The 18,651-nt window shown below is 65.1% G+C and carries 21 protein-coding genes; 19 read left to right on the top strand and 2 right to left on the bottom strand.

Features of this window, described 5'->3' with window-relative positions:
- The first annotated feature begins 55 nt into the window (after positions 1-55).
- Positions 56-352, top strand: coding sequence for a hypothetical protein (locus PNI01S_RS06510; RefSeq protein ID WP_024762393.1), 297 nt, complete (start codon positions 56-58; stop codon positions 350-352).
- 1 nt (position 353) lies between these two features.
- Here the strand turns inward: PNI01S_RS06510 and PNI01S_RS06505 are convergent, their stop codons facing one another.
- Positions 354-1,496, bottom strand: coding sequence for a DUF1615 domain-containing protein (locus PNI01S_RS06505; RefSeq protein ID WP_414602903.1), 1,143 nt, complete (start codon positions 1,494-1,496; stop codon positions 354-356).
- A gap of 83 nt (positions 1,497-1,579) precedes the next feature.
- Positions 1,580-2,473: a DMT family transporter gene (locus PNI01S_RS06500; RefSeq protein ID WP_037013176.1), complete on the bottom strand. Its 894-nt coding sequence runs from the start codon at positions 2,471-2,473 to the stop codon at positions 1,580-1,582.
- 129 nt (positions 2,474-2,602) lie between these two features.
- Here PNI01S_RS06500 and PNI01S_RS06495 point away from each other — a divergent pair, with 129 nt between their 5' ends.
- From PNI01S_RS06495 to PNI01S_RS06410, 18 genes are all read left to right on the top strand, one after another.
- Positions 2,603-3,040, top strand: a complete 438-nt coding sequence (locus tag PNI01S_RS06495) for an Lrp/AsnC family transcriptional regulator (RefSeq protein ID WP_037013174.1) — start codon at positions 2,603-2,605, stop codon at positions 3,038-3,040.
- A gap of 217 nt (positions 3,041-3,257) precedes the next feature.
- Entirely contained in the window at positions 3,258-4,724 is a 1,467-nt protein-coding gene (locus tag PNI01S_RS06490) for a sigma-54-dependent transcriptional regulator (RefSeq protein WP_024762397.1), read from the top strand.
- Positions 4,721-5,725 carry an NADH-quinone oxidoreductase subunit B family protein gene (locus tag PNI01S_RS06485; protein WP_037013172.1) on the top strand — a complete coding sequence of 335 codons (1,005 nt, stop codon included), beginning with the start codon at positions 4,721-4,723 and terminating at the stop codon, positions 5,723-5,725. The genes PNI01S_RS06490 and PNI01S_RS06485 overlap by 4 nt, the downstream gene beginning before the upstream one ends.
- Before the next feature lie 11 nt (positions 5,726-5,736).
- Entirely contained in the window at positions 5,737-7,194 is a 1,458-nt protein-coding gene (locus tag PNI01S_RS06480) for a nickel-dependent hydrogenase large subunit (RefSeq protein ID WP_065084784.1), read from the top strand.
- A gap of 14 nt (positions 7,195-7,208) precedes the next feature.
- On the top strand, positions 7,209-7,652 hold the full coding sequence (gene nikR, locus PNI01S_RS06475; protein WP_024762400.1) for a nickel-responsive transcriptional regulator NikR: 444 nt from the start codon (positions 7,209-7,211) through the stop codon (positions 7,650-7,652).
- A gap of 5 nt (positions 7,653-7,657) precedes the next feature.
- The gene (locus tag PNI01S_RS06470) at positions 7,658-8,974 is read left to right on the top strand and encodes a sensor histidine kinase (RefSeq protein WP_037013168.1); all 1,317 of its coding nucleotides are present in this window, start codon (positions 7,658-7,660) and stop codon (positions 8,972-8,974) included.
- Between the two features lie 151 nt (positions 8,975-9,125).
- On the top strand, positions 9,126-10,154 hold the full coding sequence (locus PNI01S_RS06465; protein WP_084357652.1) for a HoxN/HupN/NixA family nickel/cobalt transporter: 1,029 nt from the start codon (positions 9,126-9,128) through the stop codon (positions 10,152-10,154).
- A 379-nt stretch (positions 10,155-10,533) separates the two neighbouring features.
- Positions 10,534-11,619, top strand: coding sequence for a hydrogenase small subunit (locus PNI01S_RS06460; protein ID WP_024762403.1), 1,086 nt, complete (start codon positions 10,534-10,536; stop codon positions 11,617-11,619).
- Positions 11,620-11,642: 23 nt separating this feature from the next.
- Positions 11,643-13,499 carry a nickel-dependent hydrogenase large subunit gene (locus PNI01S_RS06455; protein ID WP_084357651.1) on the top strand — a complete coding sequence of 619 codons (1,857 nt, stop codon included), beginning with the start codon at positions 11,643-11,645 and terminating at the stop codon, positions 13,497-13,499.
- 59 nt (positions 13,500-13,558) lie between these two features.
- On the top strand, positions 13,559-14,224 hold the full coding sequence (gene cybH, locus PNI01S_RS06450) for a Ni/Fe-hydrogenase, b-type cytochrome subunit (RefSeq protein ID WP_038803164.1): 666 nt from the start codon (positions 13,559-13,561) through the stop codon (positions 14,222-14,224).
- Positions 14,221-14,853: a HyaD/HybD family hydrogenase maturation endopeptidase gene (locus PNI01S_RS06445; protein WP_084357650.1), complete on the top strand. Its 633-nt coding sequence runs from the start codon at positions 14,221-14,223 to the stop codon at positions 14,851-14,853. The genes cybH and PNI01S_RS06445 overlap by 4 nt, the downstream gene beginning before the upstream one ends.
- On the top strand, positions 14,807-15,181 hold the full coding sequence (locus PNI01S_RS06440; RefSeq protein WP_414602902.1) for a HypC/HybG/HupF family hydrogenase formation chaperone: 375 nt from the start codon (positions 14,807-14,809) through the stop codon (positions 15,179-15,181). Before PNI01S_RS06445 ends, PNI01S_RS06440 begins: the two co-directional genes overlap by 47 nt.
- Complete coding sequence (locus PNI01S_RS06435; protein ID WP_024762406.1) at positions 15,178-15,660, top strand: thioredoxin domain-containing protein; 483 nt, start codon at positions 15,178-15,180, stop codon at positions 15,658-15,660. The genes PNI01S_RS06440 and PNI01S_RS06435 overlap by 4 nt, the downstream gene beginning before the upstream one ends.
- The gene (locus tag PNI01S_RS06430; protein WP_226046439.1) at positions 15,657-16,538 is read left to right on the top strand and encodes a hydrogenase expression/formation protein; all 882 of its coding nucleotides are present in this window, start codon (positions 15,657-15,659) and stop codon (positions 16,536-16,538) included. Before PNI01S_RS06435 ends, PNI01S_RS06430 begins: the two co-directional genes overlap by 4 nt.
- A complete protein-coding gene (locus tag PNI01S_RS06425) occupies positions 16,535-16,759 on the top strand; it encodes a rubredoxin (RefSeq protein ID WP_024762408.1) in 225 nt (74 codons plus the stop codon). The genes PNI01S_RS06430 and PNI01S_RS06425 overlap by 4 nt, the downstream gene beginning before the upstream one ends.
- Positions 16,752-17,228 (top strand): [NiFe]-hydrogenase assembly chaperone HybE, encoded by a 477-nt coding sequence (hybE, locus tag PNI01S_RS06420; protein ID WP_037006499.1) that lies wholly within the window; start codon positions 16,752-16,754, stop codon positions 17,226-17,228. Before PNI01S_RS06425 ends, hybE begins: the two co-directional genes overlap by 8 nt.
- Entirely contained in the window at positions 17,225-18,295 is a 1,071-nt protein-coding gene (locus tag PNI01S_RS06415; protein WP_024762410.1) for a hypothetical protein, read from the top strand. The genes hybE and PNI01S_RS06415 overlap by 4 nt, the downstream gene beginning before the upstream one ends.
- Positions 18,288-18,635 carry a hydrogenase maturation nickel metallochaperone HypA/HybF gene (locus PNI01S_RS06410; RefSeq protein WP_024762411.1) on the top strand — a complete coding sequence of 116 codons (348 nt, stop codon included), beginning with the start codon at positions 18,288-18,290 and terminating at the stop codon, positions 18,633-18,635. The genes PNI01S_RS06415 and PNI01S_RS06410 overlap by 8 nt, the downstream gene beginning before the upstream one ends.
- Positions 18,636-18,651 lie beyond the last annotated feature (16 nt).

Raw genomic sequence — 18,651 nt, 5'->3', positions numbered from 1 at the left:
AGCTGTGATTGTCCGCGCGGCCTTGCGCCGTGTCCGCAGCTCTCAGGGAGACGCCATGAAACCGCTACTGATCTCTACGCTGTCGCTGATCGTCGTGCAGCCCGCCTTTGCCGCCATCCCCATGCTCAACTACGACTGCCCCAATGACATCCAGGTCCACACCGACGAGGGCGGCCCGGTGTACATCAACGGCAAGGAAGCCAAGGTCAAGCAGAAGAACGACCAGTACCTCGAGGCCAAGGGCGAAGGCGTGACCATCTCCATCAGCCTCAATGAGGATGGCAGCGCCACGGTGTCCTACACCGGGCCGAAAGGCGCCAACGGTATGTGCCAACCCGCTGAGGGCGACTGATTCAGTCCTTCGGCGCACGCCCCAGGCAGCGCTGGTAGCGCTCGTCCACGCGCTGGGCGAACCAGGCGGTGGTGAGCTGGCGGGTGATCTTCGGGCTGTGCAGCGTGATCCCCGGCAACATCGCCCGCGGCATCGACTTGCCAGCGGAGCGTTCGGCCAGGGCGAAGACCTTGGTGTAGAGCTCCGACCGGGTGAACTCCGGCTTATCGCCCAACTCCAGGTCGCGGCGGATTTCCCGCTCGCTCATGCCCAGCTTCGGCCCCAGGGTGCGCACCGCCTTCTCGGTGCTGCCGGCGTCATAGCTGCCATAGAGGATCACGTCCCCGTCCAGTGCCAGGGTGATACCGGTGAGATCCGCGACCACGCGCTGGAACGCCGCGTTGCGGCTGGCATACCAGCCGGCGTTGAAGTCGGCGAAACGGTACAACTGACGCGGATAGTTCACCGGATAACCCAGCAGGTGGGCGGTACCGAAGTACATGCCGCCTCGGCGGCTGAACACCTCGCGGCGGATGCTGCCGTCCACCGGGTACGGGTAGCTCTCGGCATGGGCCTGCGCGAACGCGATGCTGACCTGCATCGGCCCACCGGTATGCACCGGGTTGAAGCGGCCGAACAACTGCTGGCCCAGCGGTACGCCGCCGATGAAGTCATCGAAGATCGCGCTCAGTTCCCTCTCGGTCTTCGCGCTCGCCAGGCGCTGGCTGTAGGTGCGGCCATTCGGCGATTTCAGCGCCAGCGCGGTATCGATGAGGAAACCCGGCACATGGACCTTGCTCGCACGCCGGTCGATCTCGGCGCGAGCGATCTTGCCCAGCCCAGGCACGGCCGGGTCGGCCTTGAAGTTGGACTCCTGCTCGGTGATCGCCACCACTGAGCAGAGGTTCTCGGTAGTCGCCGGAATGCGCTGGGTGGTGAAGGCGACCTGGATGTCCTTCGCCCAGCCCTCGCGGTCAGAAGTGCCAGCGGGAATCAGCCTGACCAGCTTGCCGCGCACCTCCTCCGGGGTCGGCTCCGGCACGCTCGGCGCGCGGCTGCCGCAGCCGGCCAGCGCCAGCAACGCGGCCACGCCCAGCAGTTGAATGTATCGGGATGAAAGCCTTTTCAGGCTGGGTGAATCTGCCGTCAGGGCAGCCGCAGTCATAGTCCGTTCCTTGCTTGAAGTCCGCCTACAGGACCGGTGCGCAGCGGCACAGGTTCCCCGGCATTGTCAGGCAAGCACGGATTTCAGCGCCAGGCCAGGCGCCGCAGGTTCAGGCTCCAGCCGCGCTGCATGCCGGCGGCGGCCAGCAGGATGGCGATCACGCCCAGCCATTGCAGCGGAGTCAGGCGATGTCCGAAGGCGAACCAGTCGACGAAGATCGCTGCGATCGGATAGATGAACGACAGCGCCCCGGTCAGGGCTGTCGGCAGTTTCTGGATCGCGCCGTAGAGCAGCACGTACATGATGCCGGTGTGCACGATGCCCAGAGTCGCCAGGCTGGCCCAGGCCGTGCTCGCCTGGGGCAGCGAGGTCAGGTTGGCCCAGGGGGCGAGCAGGAGAACGCCGGTCACCGCCTGGATCAGCGCGATCAGGTGCGGCGGCACGCCGGTCAGGCGCTTGATGATCAGCGCCGCCACGGCGTACAACGCCGCCGCACCGAGCGCCAGCGCGACCCCGCCCAGGTAGTCGCTGCCCACCTGCCCCGCTTCACCGTGCGCGCTGACGATGGCCAGCATGCCGAGGAAGGAAATACCCAGCCAGGTGAGTTTTTGCGCCGTCACCTTCTCGCCGAGGAACAACGCGCCGAGCAACACCAGCAGGAATGGCTGCACGTTGTACACGGCCGTGCCGATGGCGATGGAGGCCCGCGAGTAGGAGCCGAACAGCAGCACCCAATTGCCAACGATGGCCGCGCCGCTGAGCAGCGCCAGGCCGAAGGTGGCGCGGCTGAGAATGCCAGGGCGCAGGAAGCCCATGGCGGCGCAGATCACCAGCAGGGTGGCGGCGCCGAATACGCAGCGCCAGAACACCACGTCCAGCACCGGCTGGCCGGAAACCACCACCAGCCAGCCGATGGTGCCGCAGATCAGCATGGCGCTGATCATTTCCAGGGTGCCGCGCCTGATTCGCTCGTTCATGATTCACCTCCGCTTGTGGTGATCAGTATGAAGAGGTGAATTCATGCACTCCATCTCCTGACGCAGGCAAATCCAGCCATTCACCTTTACTATCAAGGCAACTATCCGAATTCACCTTTCGAGACAAAAATGACCGACGATATCGACCAGTTGCTGATCGCCGCACTGATGGAAGACTCCCGCCTGTCCCTCAAGGCCCTGGCCCAAGTCAGCGGCCTAAGCTCCCCCAGCGTCGCCGAGCGCCTGCGCAAGCTGGAGGAGCGCCAGGTGATCACCGGCTACACGCTGAACGTCGACCCGCGCGCCTTCGGCTACCAGTTGCAGGCGATTGTCCGGGTGCGACCGCTACCGGGAAAATTGCAGGAAGTGGAGAAGCAGATCCTGGCGATCCCCGAATTCACCGAATGCGACAAGGTCACCGGGGAGGATTGCTTCTACGCGCGGATGTGCGTGCGCTCGATGGAGCAGTTGGATGAAATTCTCGATCACCTCAATGGCTTCGCCGAGACCAATACGGCCATCGTCAAGAAGAGTCCGGTAAAGCGGCGGTTGCCGCCGATGGCATGAATCGCCGTGGCCCGCGTCAGACAACTCAGACCGAAAGCCAGACATTCAAGGCCAGGCGCCACGCGGCTTCGCCAGATCGGAACCGGGTCCCGCTAGCGGGCCCGGCCTAGTCCAATGGTAGTGTTCCCTTTCGCCGGCCTGATTCGAATGTCATGATTCGGCGTCCGCCGGATCCGCTACCCCGGCACTTGCACTGTGACACTTGAATTCGGCGTCCATGTCTTCACTCGGCGGCTTTGACTCACACCTACCGACCGTTCTGGTCATCGATGACGAACTGCGCTCCCGCGAAGCCCTGTCGCGAGTGCTCGACGGCGAGTTCCAGGTTCTGCTGGCAGACTCGGCCGAGCAGGCCCGCGAGTTGCTCGAATGCCACCCGGTCACGGTGATCCTCTGCGATCAGCGCATGCCCGGCGTGCAAGGCATCGAGTTTCTCAAGGAGGCGCGCGAGCGCTGGCCCGAGGTCGTGCGCATCGTACTCTCCGGCTACACCGACTCCGAAGACATCATCGCCGGCGTCAACCAGGCCGGCATCTACCAGTATCTGCTCAAGCCCTGGCTGCCCGAGCACCTTCTCACCACGGTGCGCAACGCCGTGGAAAGTCGTGCTTTACACAACCACATGCAGCATCTGGATGTCGAGTTGCGCACAGCTACGCCTGTGCTTCGTCGGCGCAGCCAGCAGGTGCTGGACAAAGTCCGCGACGCCTTCGACTTCGCCCGCATCGTGCGCGAGCCCGGCAGCCCCCTGGACGTCGTGTGCGAATTGGCGGCACGGGTGGCACGTTTCGATCTGTCGGTGCTGCTGCTCGGCGAGTCCGGCACCGGCAAGGAACTGTTGGCACGCGCCATCCACTACGCCAGCCCGCGTTCAGGCAAGGCCTTCATCATGGAGAACTGCGCGGCGCTGCCGGACTCGCTGCTCGAATCCGAACTCTTCGGCCACAAGCGCGGAGCCTTCACCGGCGCCCACCAGGATCACATCGGGTTGATCCAGCGCGCCCATGGCGGGACCTTGTTCCTCGACGAGATCGGCGACACCTCGCCGGCCTTCCAGGTCAAGCTGCTGCGCGTTCTGCAGGAAGGCGAGCTTCGCCCGGTCGGCGCCAGCACGTCGGTGCGCGTCGATGTGCGAGTGATCGCCGCAACGCACCGTGACCTGGAGGCCGACGTCCGCGACGGGCGATTCCGTGGCGACCTCTACTACCGGCTCGCCGGAGTATCCCTTGGATTGCCGCCGCTGCGTGAACGCAGCGGCGATCTCATTCCCATCGCCAGCAAACTGCTGGCCGACGCCAGCCAGGAACTCGACCTGCCCGGCCTGCATTTCGCCGCCGACGCCTTGGGCAGCCTGCTGCACTATCCGTGGCCCGGCAACATCCGCGAGTTGCGCAACGAGATCTACCGTGCCGCCGCGCTGTCCGAGGGAGCGGAAGTCGGCGCCCGTGCGTTTTCCCTGAAGGTACTTCAGGGCCAGGCACAACGCGCACGCCCCTCCTCCTGTGTGCCTGGAGTCCCAGCCGGCACGTTGCAGGAGCAACTCGACGCCATCGAGGCGGGCCTGCTCAAGGAAGCGCTTCTGCGCAACCACTGGAACAAGACCCACGCCGCACGCGAACTGGGACTGTCGCGCGTTGGCCTGCGCCAGAAACTGCGCCGCTTCGGCCTGGAGGAATCGCCATGAGTGCCCCTTTTCGCGTTCTCTGGCTGCAGTCCGGCGGTTGCGGCGGTTGCAACATGTCGCTGTTGTGCGCCGATACCCAGGACTTCGCCGGGCTGTGGCGCAACGCCGGGATCGAGTTGCTGTGGCACCCCTCGCTGTCGCTGGAAAGCGCGCATGAAGCGTTATCGATCCTCGATGACTGTCTGAGTGGACGCACGCATCTGAATGCACTCTGTATCGAAGGTTCGCTGCTGCGCGGCCCCAATGGCAGCGGTCGCTTCCATCTACTGGCCGGCACCGGCGTGGCGATGATCGAGTGGGTGCGGCGCCTGGCGGATGTCGCCGACTACACCCTGGGCATCGGTACCTGTGCCGCCTACGGCGGCATCACCGCAGCCGGCAACAACCCCACCGACGCCTGCGGCCTGCAGTACGACGGCGAGCGTCTCGGCGGCCTGCTGGGGGGCGAATACCGCTCGCGCAAAGGGCTACCGGTGATCAATGTCGCTGGCTGCCCCACTCATCCAGGTTGGGTCACCGATACGTTGATGGCCCTGGCAGCCGGATTGTTCTGTGCATCCGACATGGACGCCCTGGGCCGCCCGCGTTTCTACGCCGACCAACTGGTCCATCACGGCTGCACGCGCAACGAGTTCTACGAGTACAAAGCCAGTGCGGTAAAACCCTCCGACCTGGGGTGCATGATGGAGAACCTCGGCTGCAAGGGCACCCAGGCCCACGGCGACTGCAACAACCGCCTGTGGAATGGCGAGGGCTCCTGCACCCGCGGCGGCTACGCCTGCATCAATTGCACGGCGCCCGGGTTCGAGGAGCCCGGCCACGGCTTCCACCTCACGCCCAAGCGCGCCGGCATCCCCATCGGCCTGCCCACCGACATGCCCAAGGCCTGGTTCGTCGCCCTGGCGGCCCTGTCGAAATCGGCCACCCCGGAACGCGTCAAGCAGAACGCCACCGCCGACCATACGCTGATCGCACCCGTCATCCACCGCACCCGCCGCTAGGGAATTCGCCCATGACACGCCTGCTGGTCGGCCCGTTCAACCGTGTCGAAGGTGACCTCGAAGTCCAGCTGGATATCGAGGACGGACGGGTGCGCTCGGCCCAGGTCAACGCCACCATGTACCGGGGCTTCGAACAGATCCTCCGTGATCATCCACCGCTCGACGCGCTGGTCTATGCCCCGCGTATCTGTGGCATCTGTTCGGTATCCCAGTCAGTCGCTGCCGCACGGGCGCTCGGTGCTTTGGCCGGCGTTCAGCCACCCGCCAACGGTTTGATCGCCACCAATCTGATGGCCGCGACAGAGAATCTCGCCGACCACCTGAGTCATTTCTACCTGTTCTTCATGCCGGACTTCGTGCGCCCGCTGTATGCCGACCGCCCCTGGTTCGCCGATGCGGTACAGCGTTTCACGCCGCACACCGGCAGCCAGCAGCGTCTGGCCCTGGCCGCGCGCAAACGCTGGCTGGACCTGATCGGTACGCTGGGCGGCAAGTGGCCCCACACCGGCTCCATCCATCCCGGCGGCTCCACCCGCGCCATCGATCCGGCCGAGCGCCTGCGCCTGTTGACGCGGGTGCGCGAGTTTCGCCAGTTCCTGGAGAACGAGCTGTTCGCAGCGTCCCTCGAGCGCATCGCCGGGCTCTCCAGTGAAGATCAGCTGTGGTCCTGGTACGCCGAAGCGCCGGGGCACGGCGACCTGCGTCAGTTCCTGCGAATCGTCCTGGACAGCGGTCTGGAACGCCTGGGCCAGGGGCCGGGACTCTACCTGTCCTATGGCGCCTATCCGCAGGCCGACGGCACGCTGGCTTTCCAACGCGGCCTGTGGGATGCGGCGACAAGGCAGGTCCGCCCGCTGGTACTGGATGAGATTCGCGAGGACGCGAGCCATGCCTGGCTGCACGATAGCGCAGGCCCGCTGCATCCCTCCGTCGGCGTGACCGAGCCTAGCCTGGACAAGAACACGGCCTACACCTGGAACAAGGCACCGCGCCTGGCCGGCGCCGTGCTGGAAACCGGCGCACTCGCCCGCCAGCTGATCCGCGGCCAGCCCTTGTTGCGCGAGGCAGCGGCTCGCTGTGGCGGTAGCGTCTACACGCGGTTGTTGGCCCGCCTGGTGGAGTTGGCACAGGTCATACCACTGATGGAGGGCTGGTTGCTCGCCCTGCGCACTGGCGAGCCTTATTATCTGGACTGCCCACTACCCGAAAACGGCAGCGCCGTCGGCCTCACAGAAGCAGCGCGCGGCGCGCTGGGGCATTGGCTCACGGTCGATCAAGGGCGAATCGCCAGCTACCAGATCATCGCCCCGACCACCTGGAATTTCTCGCCACGCGATGCCCAGGGCCGTCCCGGAGCCCTGGAGCAGGCCCTGGAAGGCGCCCCGGTGCAGCCTGGCGAACAGAATCCGCTAGCGGTGCAACATATCGTGCGCTCGTTCGACCCCTGCATGGTCTGCACCGTGCATTGACCCGGAGTATCGCCATGCAACGCCTGACCATTTCCCTCGACGACAACCTGGCCGATGCGCTTGACCAGTTGATTCGCGCCCAAGGGTACGGCAATCGCTCCGAGGCGCTGCGCGACATGCTGCGCCGGCACATCGAACAGTCGCGCCTGTGCCAGGACGCCGAGTCGCTGCACTGCGTCGCCAACCTCAGCTATGTCTACGATCATCACTCGCGCACGCTCGCCGGAAGAGTCATGACGCTGCAGCACGACCACCACGACCTGACCATTGCCAGCCAGCACGTCCACCTGGACCATGACCACTGCCTGGAAAGCCTGATGCTACGCGGACCGGTGGAGCAGGTCCGCGCCTTCGCCGAACGGCTGAGCGCCGAACGCGGCGTACGCCACGGCAATCTGAACCTGATCCCGGTGGCGACCTCGACCGATGATCACGTCCACCTGCATCCCACGAGCTGACACGCATGGCCCGCAAACCGCCGTCGCAACTGGACGAAGACGCCTGGCTGGAAGTCATCGTCAAGATGGATGAGGTTTACTCGCAACTGGTCCAGGACGAGATCGAACTGGAGCAGAAAAACGCCGAACTGGAGCAGTCGCAGCAGTTCATCGCCAGCATGCTGGCATCCATGTCGGACATCCTCCTGGCGTGCGATCCGCAGGGGCTGATCGAGGAGTCCAACCAGTCGCTGCGCAACCTGGTCAGCAGCGACGAAGCAGGCCTGCTCGGTCTTTCGGTCTACTCGTTACTTGGCGATGACGCCAGTATCCAGCGGCTGCGCAGCCTGCTCGGCGGCCTGCGCCGGGACAACGACAGTGCCAGCCTGGAAGTGAACTTTCGCGGCAACGCGGGAGAGTTGTTACCGGTCGACCTCAGTTGCACGGTACGCAGTGGCCTGCATGGTCGCTGCCTGGGGCACGTTCTGGTAGGCCGTCCACTGGGCGAACTGCAGCACGCCTACCGCCAACTCCATGAGGCCCACGAAGCGCTCAAGCGCACCCAGCAGCAACTGCTGCACGCCGAGAAAATGGCCTCCCTGGGACGCCTGGTCGCCGGCGTGGCCCATGAACTGAACAATCCGATCAGCTTCGTGCTCGCCAATGCCCACGTCCTGGGTGGCTATGGCAAACGCCTGCAGGACTACCTGCAAGCCGTACACGATGAGCAACCGATCGACCAGCGCGAGGTGCTGCGACGGCAACTGCGCATCGATCCGTTATTGGCCGACCTGCCGCTGTTGATCGAAGGTACGCTGGAAGGCGCGCAGCGCACCGCCGATATCGTCAGCGCACTCAAGCGCTTTTCCGCGATGGACCGCGGGCACCCCGGCGAAGCCTCGCTCAATGACGTTATCGAGCGTGCCATTCACTGGATCACCCGCGGCACCGCACCCGATCTGATCGTGCACTGGCAACCCGCCGACGATGTGCAGGTGCAGGGCAATGCCGGGCAGTTGCTGCAAGTGCTGATGAACCTCACCCAGAACGCCTACGACGCCGCGCGCCATGCTACGGCCGAGCCCCCGCAACTGTGGATCGAACTGACCCGCGAGCCCGGCTGGGCCAATCTGAGCCTGCGTGATAACGGCGCCGGCATCGCCGAACACCACCTCAGCCAGGTGTTCGAACCCTTCTTCACCACGAAGCCTGCCGGACAAGGCACCGGCCTGGGCCTGGCGATCAGTTACGGCATCGTCGAGCGGTGTGGGGGCACGCTGACGGCGGGCAATCACCACTCGGGCGGTGCGGAGTTCCACCTGCGCCTGCCGAGCCTGGACTGACCGCAACGGAGAATAGCTTTCCACTGCGCGAGCCATACCGGCAATCGACTCATCCGCACCACGAGCACCGGCCATTTGCCGCGCCCGAGGGATTGGCACAGCGCTTGTATGACGATTTTTTGATTCTTCATACAAGACAGCTGGAGACCCCATGCCTCACCCGGCCTCGCCCCGCTCCACCATCACGCTGTTCATCGGCCTGTTCAGCATCAATCTTCTAGCCTGGGCCTGGGCATTGGTCGCCTTCAGCGACTATCCGATGCTGCTGGGCACCGCTGTGCTCGCCTACAGTTTCGGCCTGCGCCATGCAGTGGATGCAGACCACATCGCCGCCATCGACAACGCCACGCGCAAACTGATCCAGGAGGGCCAGAGCACCGCCAGCGTCGGCTTGTATTTTTCCCTCGGCCACAGCAGCGTGGTGATCCTCGCCTCGGTACTGATCGCCCTCAGCGCTGCCAGCCTGCAGGACGAACTGGAAGCCTTCCACGGTATCGGCGCACTGATCGGGACCTCGGTGTCGGCGGCTTTCCTGCTGCTGGTAGCGCTGATCAACCTGGTGATCCTGCGTTCGGTCTATCGCGCCTTCCGCCGCGTCCGCCAAGGTGAGCGGCTCGGCGAAGCTGAACTGCAGGGCATGCTCACCGGCAGCGGCCCAATCGCACGCCTGGCGCGCCCGCTGTTCCGCCTCATTCGCCGAAGCTGGCATCTCTACCCGCTGGGCTTCCTGTTCGGCCTGGGCTTCGATACCGCCACGGAAATCGGCCTACTCGGCATTGCCGCGAGCCAGGCATCGCAGAACCTGCCGATGGTCTCGATTCTGGTGTTTCCTGCGCTGTTCACCGCCGGCATGGCCCTGGTCGACAGCGTCGACAGCGTGCTGATGACCGGCGCCTATCGCTGGGCCCAGGTGCGCCCTGCGCGCAAGCTCTACTACAACCTCACCATCACCTCCGCTTCCATATTGGTGGCGCTGCTGGTGGGTGGCATGGAAGCCCTCAACCTGCTGGCCGGGCAACTGGGACTGGAAGGCGCCGCCTGGGACTTCATTGCCGAAGTCAACGAGCAGTTCGGCTTGCTCGGCTACCTGATCATCGGCCTGTTCGTCGCTACCTGGCTGCTGTCCTGGGCGTTCTATCGCTACAAGGGCTATGACCGGCTGGACCTGGCATCGGCCTGAACAACTGATCACAGTGTTTCCAGTTCAGACCCCAAAGCGGTAATCAACTTTCCAGACAGGGCCCTCAGCGATTCTGGAAGACCACTACCTGACGGTGCGAAACCCTGCCGTACCGGCCTTTTCGGCCTGGAAAAAAGTCGTATCCCGTCATGCGACCAAATGGCACAGGTTTTGAAGTGGCCGGGTATGCCATTTCAACGCACGTCCCCATCGCACCCTGCAGCCTTTCGCCATGATCACGCGCCGGCTGCCCCTTCCTCCCCCGATCCCACCGTCACGCCGGCCTGCCGGTCCGCCGTGACGGTCCCTTACGCCGTGTCAGAAACGCCGGCGCAAGCCATTCCAGAGAGCAAGAAAAGCCTGGCCGAGGAGAAAACAAGTGACCGAAACCTTCTATGAAGTAATGCGCAGGCAGGGCATCTCGCGGCGCAGCTTCATCAAATTCTGCTCGCTGACCGCCACGTCGCTGGGCCTGGGCCCGGCCTTCATGCCGCAGATCGCCTGGGCCATGGAGAACAAACCGCGAACGCCGGTGCTCTGGCTGCACGGCCTGGAGTGCACCTGCTGCTCCGAGTCCTTCATCCGTTCTGCGCACCCGCTGGCCAAGGACGTCGTGCTGTCGATGATCTCCCTCGACTACGACGACACCCTGATGGCCTCCGCCGGGCACCAGGCCGAGGCGATCCTCGATGAGGTGATGACCAAGTACAAGGGCAACTACATCCTCGCCGTCGAAGGCAACCCGCCGCTGAACCAGGACGGCATGAGCTGCATCATTGGCGGCAAGCCCTTCGTCGAGCAGCTCAAGCGCGTCTCCCGCGACGCCAAGGCAATCATCTCCTGGGGTTCCTGCGCCAGCTGGGGCTGCGTGCAGGCCGCCAAGCCAAACCCGACCCAGGCGGTGCCGATCCACAAGGTGATCACCGACAAGCCCATCATCAAGGTGCCCGGCTGTCCGCCCATCGCCGAGGTGATGACCGGGGTAATCACCTACATGCTGACCTTCGACCGCATTCCGGAGCTGGATCGCCAGGGGCGGCCGAAGATGTTCTATAGCCAGCGCATTCACGACAAATGCTATCGCCGACCGAATTTCGACGCAGGCCAGTTCGTCGAGGCCTGGGACGATGACTCCGCGCGCAAGGGCTACTGCCTGTACAAGGTCGGCTGCAAAGGCCCGACCACCTACAACGCCTGCTCCACCGTGCGCTGGAACGGCGGCACCAGCTTCCCGATCCAGTCCGGGCACGGCTGCATCGGCTGCTCGGAAGAGGGGTTCTGGGACAAAGGCTCGTTCTACCAGCACCTGACCGACATCAACGCCTTCGGCGTGGAGGCCAACGCCGACCAGATCGGCCTGGCCGCTGCCGGCACGGTCGGTGCGGCAATCGCCGCCCACGCCGCGGTCTCCGCCATCAAGCGCGCCAGCAACGGCAAGGCCCATACCTCCACGCACGACGCCTGAACGCAGTACAGGAAGCCTGATCCATGAGCAATTATTCCACCCAGGGTTTCGATCTGGACAACAGCGGCCGGCGCATCGTCGTCGACCCCGTGACCCGCATCGAGGGCCATCTGCGTGTCGAGGTCAATCTCGATGCCAACAACGTGATCCGCAATGCCGTATCCACCGGCACCATGTGGCGCGGCCTCGAAGTCATCCTCAAGGGGCGCGACCCGCGGGATGCCTGGGCCTTCGTCGAACGCATCTGCGGTGTGTGCACCGGCTGTCACGCCCTGGCGTCGGTACGCGCGGTGGAGGACGCGCTGGGTATCCACATCCCGCCCAACGCCCACCTGATCCGCGAAATGATGGCCAAGACCCTGCAGGTGCACGATCACGTCGTGCACTTCTACCACCTGCACGCGCTGGACTGGGTCGACGTGGTCTCGGCGCTCAAGGCCGATCCCAAGGCAACCTCGGAGCTGCAGCAACTGGTTTCACCGGCGAATCCGAAGTCTTCTGCGGGCTACTTCCGCGACGTGCAGAACCGCCTGAAGAAATTCGTCGAAAGCGGCCAGCTTGGCCCATTCATGAACGGCTACTGGGGTAATCCGGCGTACAAGCTGCCGCCGGAAGCTAACCTGATGGCAGTCACCCATTATCTGGAAGCACTGGACCTGCAGAAGGAGTGGGTAAAGATCCACACCATCTTCGGCGGCAAGAACCCCCACCCCAACTATCTGGTGGGCGGCGTGCCCTGCGCCATCAACATCGATGGCGACCTCGCCGCCGGCGCTCCGTTGAACATGGAGCGGCTGAACTTCGTGCGCGCCCGCATCGACGAAGCGCTTGAGTTCGTGCGCAACGTCTATGTGCCCGACGTTCTGGCAATCGGCACTCTGTACAAACAGCAGGGTTGGCTGCATGGCGGCGGCCTGGCGGCGAGCAACGTGATGGACTACGGCACCTATGCCAAGGTCAATTACGACGACAGCACCAACCAATTGCCCGGCGGCGCCATCCTCAATGGCAACTGGGACGAGATCCTGCCGGTGGATCTGCGCGACCCGGAGCAGGTACAGGAGTTCGTCAACCACTCCTGGTACCAGTACCCGGACAACGACAAGGGCCTGCACCCCTGGGATGGCATCACCGAGCCGCATTACGAGCTGGGCGCCGCCACCAAGGGTTCCCGCACCGCGATCGAGGAGATCGACGAAAGCGCCAAATACTCCTGGGTCAAGTCGCCGCGCTGGCGCGGCCATGCCATGGAGGTCGGTCCGCTGGCCCGCTATATCCTCGGCTATGCCCACGCACTCAAGGGCAACCCGCACTGCCAACGGGTCAAGGAGCAGTTGGAAGGCTCGCTGCAGGCGGTCAACCATGACCTGCCCCGCGCCCTTGGCCTGGGCGAAACCGACTACAGCGTCAAGCAACTGCTGCCGAGCACCATCGGCCGCACCCTTGCCCGCGCGCTGGAAGCGGAATACTGCGCGGAGATGATGGTCGACGACTGGAACGAGCTGATGGCGAACATCCGCAACGGCGACCGCGCCACCGCCAACGTCGAAAAGTGGGACCCCAAGACCTGGCCCGCCGAAGCCAAGGGCGTGGGCAGCGTTGCCGCGCCGCGCGGCGCGCTCGGCCACTGGATACGCATCAGGAATGGGCGCATCGAGAACTACCAGTGCGTGGTGCCCAGCACCTGGAACAGCAGCCCGCGCGACGGCAAAGGTCAGATCGGCGCCTTCGAGGCCGCACTGATGAACACCCCGGTCGCGGTGGCCGATCAGCCGGTGGAAATCCTTCGCACGCTGCACTCCTTCGACCCCTGCATGGCCTGCGCGACCCACGTGATGAGTGAGGAAGGCGTCGAGTTGAGCACGGTCACCGTGCGTTGAGCCACCCAGCAGCCAGACGCCGGGCGCCACCGCGCTCCCGGCGCACTTGAGGTGACGACATGTCCGAGCATCACAGCGAATACGTCTACGAGGCACCCGTGCGCCTATGGCACTGGATCAACGCCAGTTGCATCCTGGTGCTGGCGGTGAGTGGTTATTTCATCGGTTCGCCGCTACCCACCCAACCGGGCGAAGCCAGTGCCGACTTCCTGATGGGCTATATCCGCTTCGCCCATTTCGCCGCGGCCTACTTGTTCGCCATTGGCATCGTCGGCCGCGCCTACTGGGCTCTGGTCGGCAATCAGCATGCCCGCGAGCTGTTCTGGGTTCCCCTCACCAGCAAGGCCTACTGGCTCAGCTTCGGTGTCTGGCTGCGCTATTACCTGGCGATGGGACCGGTACCGAAACCGATGTTCGGCCACAACCCGCTGTCCCGATTCGCCATGGTGTTCGTCTTCCTGCTCACCTCGCTGTTCATGCTGGTGAGTGGTTTCGCCCTGTATGGCGAGGGCGCGCAGATGGGCTCCTGGCAGGAGCGCCTGTTCGGCTGGGTAATGCCGCTGCTGGGAGGGTCGAACAATGTGCGTACCCTCCACCACCTGGGCCTGTGGCTGATGGTCATCTTCATCATGGCGCATGTGTATGCCGCCGTGCGTGAGGAAATCTACGGCCGCCTGAACCTGATCGGCAGCATCATCACCGGCTACAAGAGCCTGAAGAAATGAACCCGACCTCCCCCTCGCCGCGCATCACCGTGCTCGGCATCGGCAACCTGCTTTGGGCCGACGAAGGTTTTGGCGTGCGCTGCGTCGAGGCACTGCAGCAACGTTACGAGTTCGCCGGCAACGTTACCCTGATCGATGGCGGCACCCAGGGCTTGTACCTGATCCAGCATGTGCAGCAGGCCGACTACCTGCTGATCTTCGACGCGGTGGATTACAACATGGCGCCCGGCACCCTCAAGTTCGTCGCGGATGACGAGGTGCCGCGCTTTCTCGGCGTGAAGAAGCTCAGCCTGCACCAGACGGGCTTCCAGGAAGTGCTGATGCTGGCCCAGCTCACCGGCCACTACCCTCAGCGGGTTCTGTTGATGGGTTGCCAGCCCGAGCGCATGGACGACTACGGCGGCAGCCTGCGCCCACCCGTAAAGGCCGCACTGGAGTTGGCCATCGACGCCGCCCGGCAGGTACTCGAGGACTGGGGAGGCGCGCCGCGTACACGGACCGCGCCGCTGCCTGAAGAGGAAGCCGTGACGATGCTGAACCTGGACCTGCAGCGCTACGAAAGCGAGCGCCCCAGCGAGCAGGATGCCTGCCGCGTCGGCGACGAACGCATCCTCGGGCGGCGCAGCTGACATGTGCATCGGCCTTCCCATGAACGTCCTCGCCGTCCGCCCCGGCGCAGCGCTGTGCAGCGACCGCCAGGGCCAGCAACGCTGGATCGACACCGTTCTGGTGGACGAGTGCGCCATCGGCGATTGGCTGCTGGTATTCATCGATGCGGCTCGCGAGCGCTTGGCGCCTGAACGCGCAGCGGAAATCCACGCCACCCTCACCCTGCTCGACGCCGCGCTGCACGGCGAACCCGCCGATAGCCAGCCCGCCTTCGCCCTGCCCTCGGCCATGAGCGCCGAGCACCTCGCCAGCCTGCTAGGCCAACCACTTTCCAAGGAGCCCCTATGAGCGAGTCCGCCGCCTTCCTGGCGCCCCTGCCTGCCACCCCCGACGTACCGCCGCTGATCACCCGCCTGGTCGAGCAATTCGCCGCCAGTTGGGTGGGCCTGGATAACCTCGATGCCTGGCTCGCCCAGTCCGGCGAAGCCTTGCTGCTCCTCTGCGGCGACCCGGTGCGCCATCCCGAAGGCCTCGACGTGGCGGTGATACTGCCCGAGCTGTGCAGGACGCTCGCTGCCCGCCACGATTGCCACCCGCGCCTGGGCGTTGGGCGCCGCGCGGACGAAGCAGCCCTGGCCGAGCGTTTCGCCCTGCGCCGCTGGCCGAGCATCATCTGGCTCCGCGATGGTGGCTACGTCACCCAGATCGACGGCATGCGCGACTGGGATGCCTACCTGCGCCTGGCCGAGGACGCCCTGCAGCAGGGTAACGCGCTGATCCCGTTGCGCAGCGAAGCCGTACAACCCGTGCCAGGAGGCTGCCAGTGAACGGCGCCCGTCCCATGGACCCGCTCCAGTACATCCCACTGATGGACATCGGCCCCGGCTCACAACCCGAGGACGACGCCACGCTGGAATACATCAGCATGCCGCAGGGCATGTACACCCACGCTTCGCCAAGGCTTCCCGAGCCTGAGGCGCTGGACGCCACGCCGGGCGCACGCCAGGCGTTGGGCGAAATCCTCCACATGCTGCGCAGCCGGCGCGCCGGCGATGCGCCGCCGAGCCTCGACCTGCATACCTATAGCGAGGCTGATCGAGTCCTGCTCGACCAACTGCTCGGCGAAGGCGAAGTCAGCGCGCGAATCGGCGGCGCCGACGGTGTACGCATCCAGGAATCGATTTTCGCCGGTGTCTGGCGTGTGTTCGGTGCCGGGCATGATTACATCGACGTGGACGCGGCCCCGGCATTGCTGCGACGCACCACGAAGCTCGACGTCTCGACCGAGGTGTTCGTACCAGTGCTACCGCTGCCGGGAGGCGTGATGAACGCCCCGGCGCTCCTCACCGAACTGCAGGATCGCACCCTCAACTGGCGCCCCGGGAGCGCGGCTCATGTCATCAACCTCAGCCTGCTACCGCTCTCCGAACAGGATGTGCCCTTTCTCGACCAGCGCCTGGGTGAAGGCACCGTGCTGATCCTGGCGCGCGGCTACGGCAACTGCCGCATCAGCAACACCCGCGCGCCCAACTGCTGGCGGGTGCGTTACTTCAACTCCCAGGACGCGCTGATCCTCGACACCATCGAAGTCACCGACCTGCCCGAAGTGGTACTCGCCGCGCCAGAAGACATCGCCGACTCGCTGGAACGTTTCGAAGACGTCATCCAATGGTTCGAAAGTGAGCTTGCCGGGGCCGACCAATGAGCGAGCGTGCAGGTTTCGAAGGCAGCTACCTGGGCGACCGCAATCGGCTACCGGACGATGCACGCCTGGAATGCAAGATCTGCTGGTGGGTCTACGATCCGTCCCAGGGCGATCCGGTATGGCAGATCGCGCCGGGGACGCCGTTCGCGCAGTTGCCCGCACACTGGCGCTGCCCCAATTGCGATGGCGAGGCCGAGCAGTTCATGGTGATTGATGACTGACCCGCTCGCCCGCGCCGAAGCCCTGGCGCAGCGCTTTCGCGAGATTGCCGACACGCGCATGCGCGGCCTGCCGTTACTCAACCCGGCACTGGGAGTCGAGGCAATCGATTTTGCCCCTCAGCGCCTGGGCCCGGAATCCAACAGTGGATTGCTCGGCATCCTCATCACGCCCTGGTGCATGAACCTGGTCTGGTTACCCGACGACACCCGGAACTCACCCGCCGAAGGCATCACCTGCGAGTATGCACTGGGTGGCGAACGCTTGAGCTTCATCGGCAGCGTCGATGAACGAATCGGCCATTACCGGAGCTGCTCGCTGTTCTCGCCCATGTTCGAGTTCCGCGACCCACAAAGCGCTCGGGATATGGCTCACCAGATATTGGCCGCTCTACGCCGTCCGCCCGTTGAACAGCCGGCCAACCCGAGCCGCCGTGGCTTGTTCTTCCGCCTGGCAGGAGCCCGTCAATGAGTGTTGGCGAAGGCCTTTCGCGTCTGGCCGGTTCGCTACGCGTGCGCCCGGCGCAGCAGCCGGCACTGCTCGGTGGTCGCCCGCCACTGGCCGGACGCTTGCTGCGCGGGCAGCCGGCGGAAGCGGCAGTGCGTCATCTTCCGCTGATCTACAGCCTCTGCGGCCAGGCCCATCGGCTGACTGCCGAACTGGCGCTGCAAGCCGCGATACAGGGCAGCGGCGAGCCTGATGATCAGGCTCGACAGCGCCTTCGCGAGGAAAACATCCGCGAACACCTGCGGCATATCCTGCTGGATTGGCCGCGTCTTCTGGCAGGCCCGCAATCCGGCGTGAAGCTGCTCTCGCCCCGGCCGGCTCAGAACCTCGACAGCTGGTTCGATGGCTCAGCCCAGGACTGGCTGCAACGTTGGCACACCGACCCACGCAAGGCTCTGCTGGAGTGGAGCCTCCATAGCCATCATCCTCTGGCCCGCCTGCTGCACGACTGCCGTCGGCGTGCTGAGGCGCTTGTGCTATCGGCCCAGGCACTGCCGACCACCCCGGCCAGCCTGCTGGAAATCGGCCGAAGCCTGGGCGGTGAAGAGGATTTCCTGCGCCGTCCCGAACTGTGCGGCGAACCACGCGAGACCGGCGCCTGGACGCGCGGACGGGAAACCCGCCCGGAGCGCTACGACACCGCCTGGCTGCGCCTGGGCGCACGCCTGGCCGACCTCGTCGAACTGAGTCAGGCGCCTGCCGCACCGCTGGAGATGGGCGCACTGGCTCTGGGCGAAAGTCAGGCGCTGGCCTGGAGCGAAACCGCCCGTGGCCTGCTGCTGCACCGGGTACGCCTCGAACCCGCCCCCGGCGGCTGGAAAATCTGTGACTACCGGATACTGGCACCTACCGAGTGGAACCTGCATCCTCGTGGAACGCTGGCGCGGGCGCTTGAGACCCTGCCCGACGATGCCATGGCAGCACGCCAGGCGGAACTGTTGCTGGCGGTATTCGATCCTTGCCTTCCCTACCGACTGGAAAGTCCCGTGCTCACCCCAGTCAATACCGCAGGAGCGTTGCACGATGCATGAGGTCAGTCTGGCCGGGGGCATTCTCGCCGCCGTTGACGACGCCGCGCGCAAGGACCCGTTCCGGCGCGTCAGCCGCCTGCGCCTGGAGGCCGGCAAATTGGCCGGAGTCGAGGTCGAGTCACTGCGCTTCGCCCTTGAGGCCATCGCTCCCGGCAGCCTGCTCGAAGGCGCACAGATCGAGATCGAACAGCCCGACGGCCAGGCCTGGTGTCTGGACTGCGCCACCAACGTACCGCTGGTCCAGCGCGGTGCTCCCTGCCCGCAGTGTGGCGGCTTCTGGCTGCAACCCAATGCCGGCACCCAATTGCGAATCCTCGACCTGCAGGTCGAGGACCACTGATCCCGCGACAGGAGGA

It is taken from the genome of Pseudomonas nitroreducens NBRC 12694, from assembly GCF_002091755.1.
In the GTDB taxonomy this organism is placed as follows: Bacteria; Pseudomonadota; Gammaproteobacteria; order Pseudomonadales; family Pseudomonadaceae; genus Pseudomonas; species Pseudomonas nitroreducens.
The sequence above is the reverse complement of the archived record's forward strand: the minus strand, read 5'-3'. Positions and strand labels throughout refer to the sequence as shown.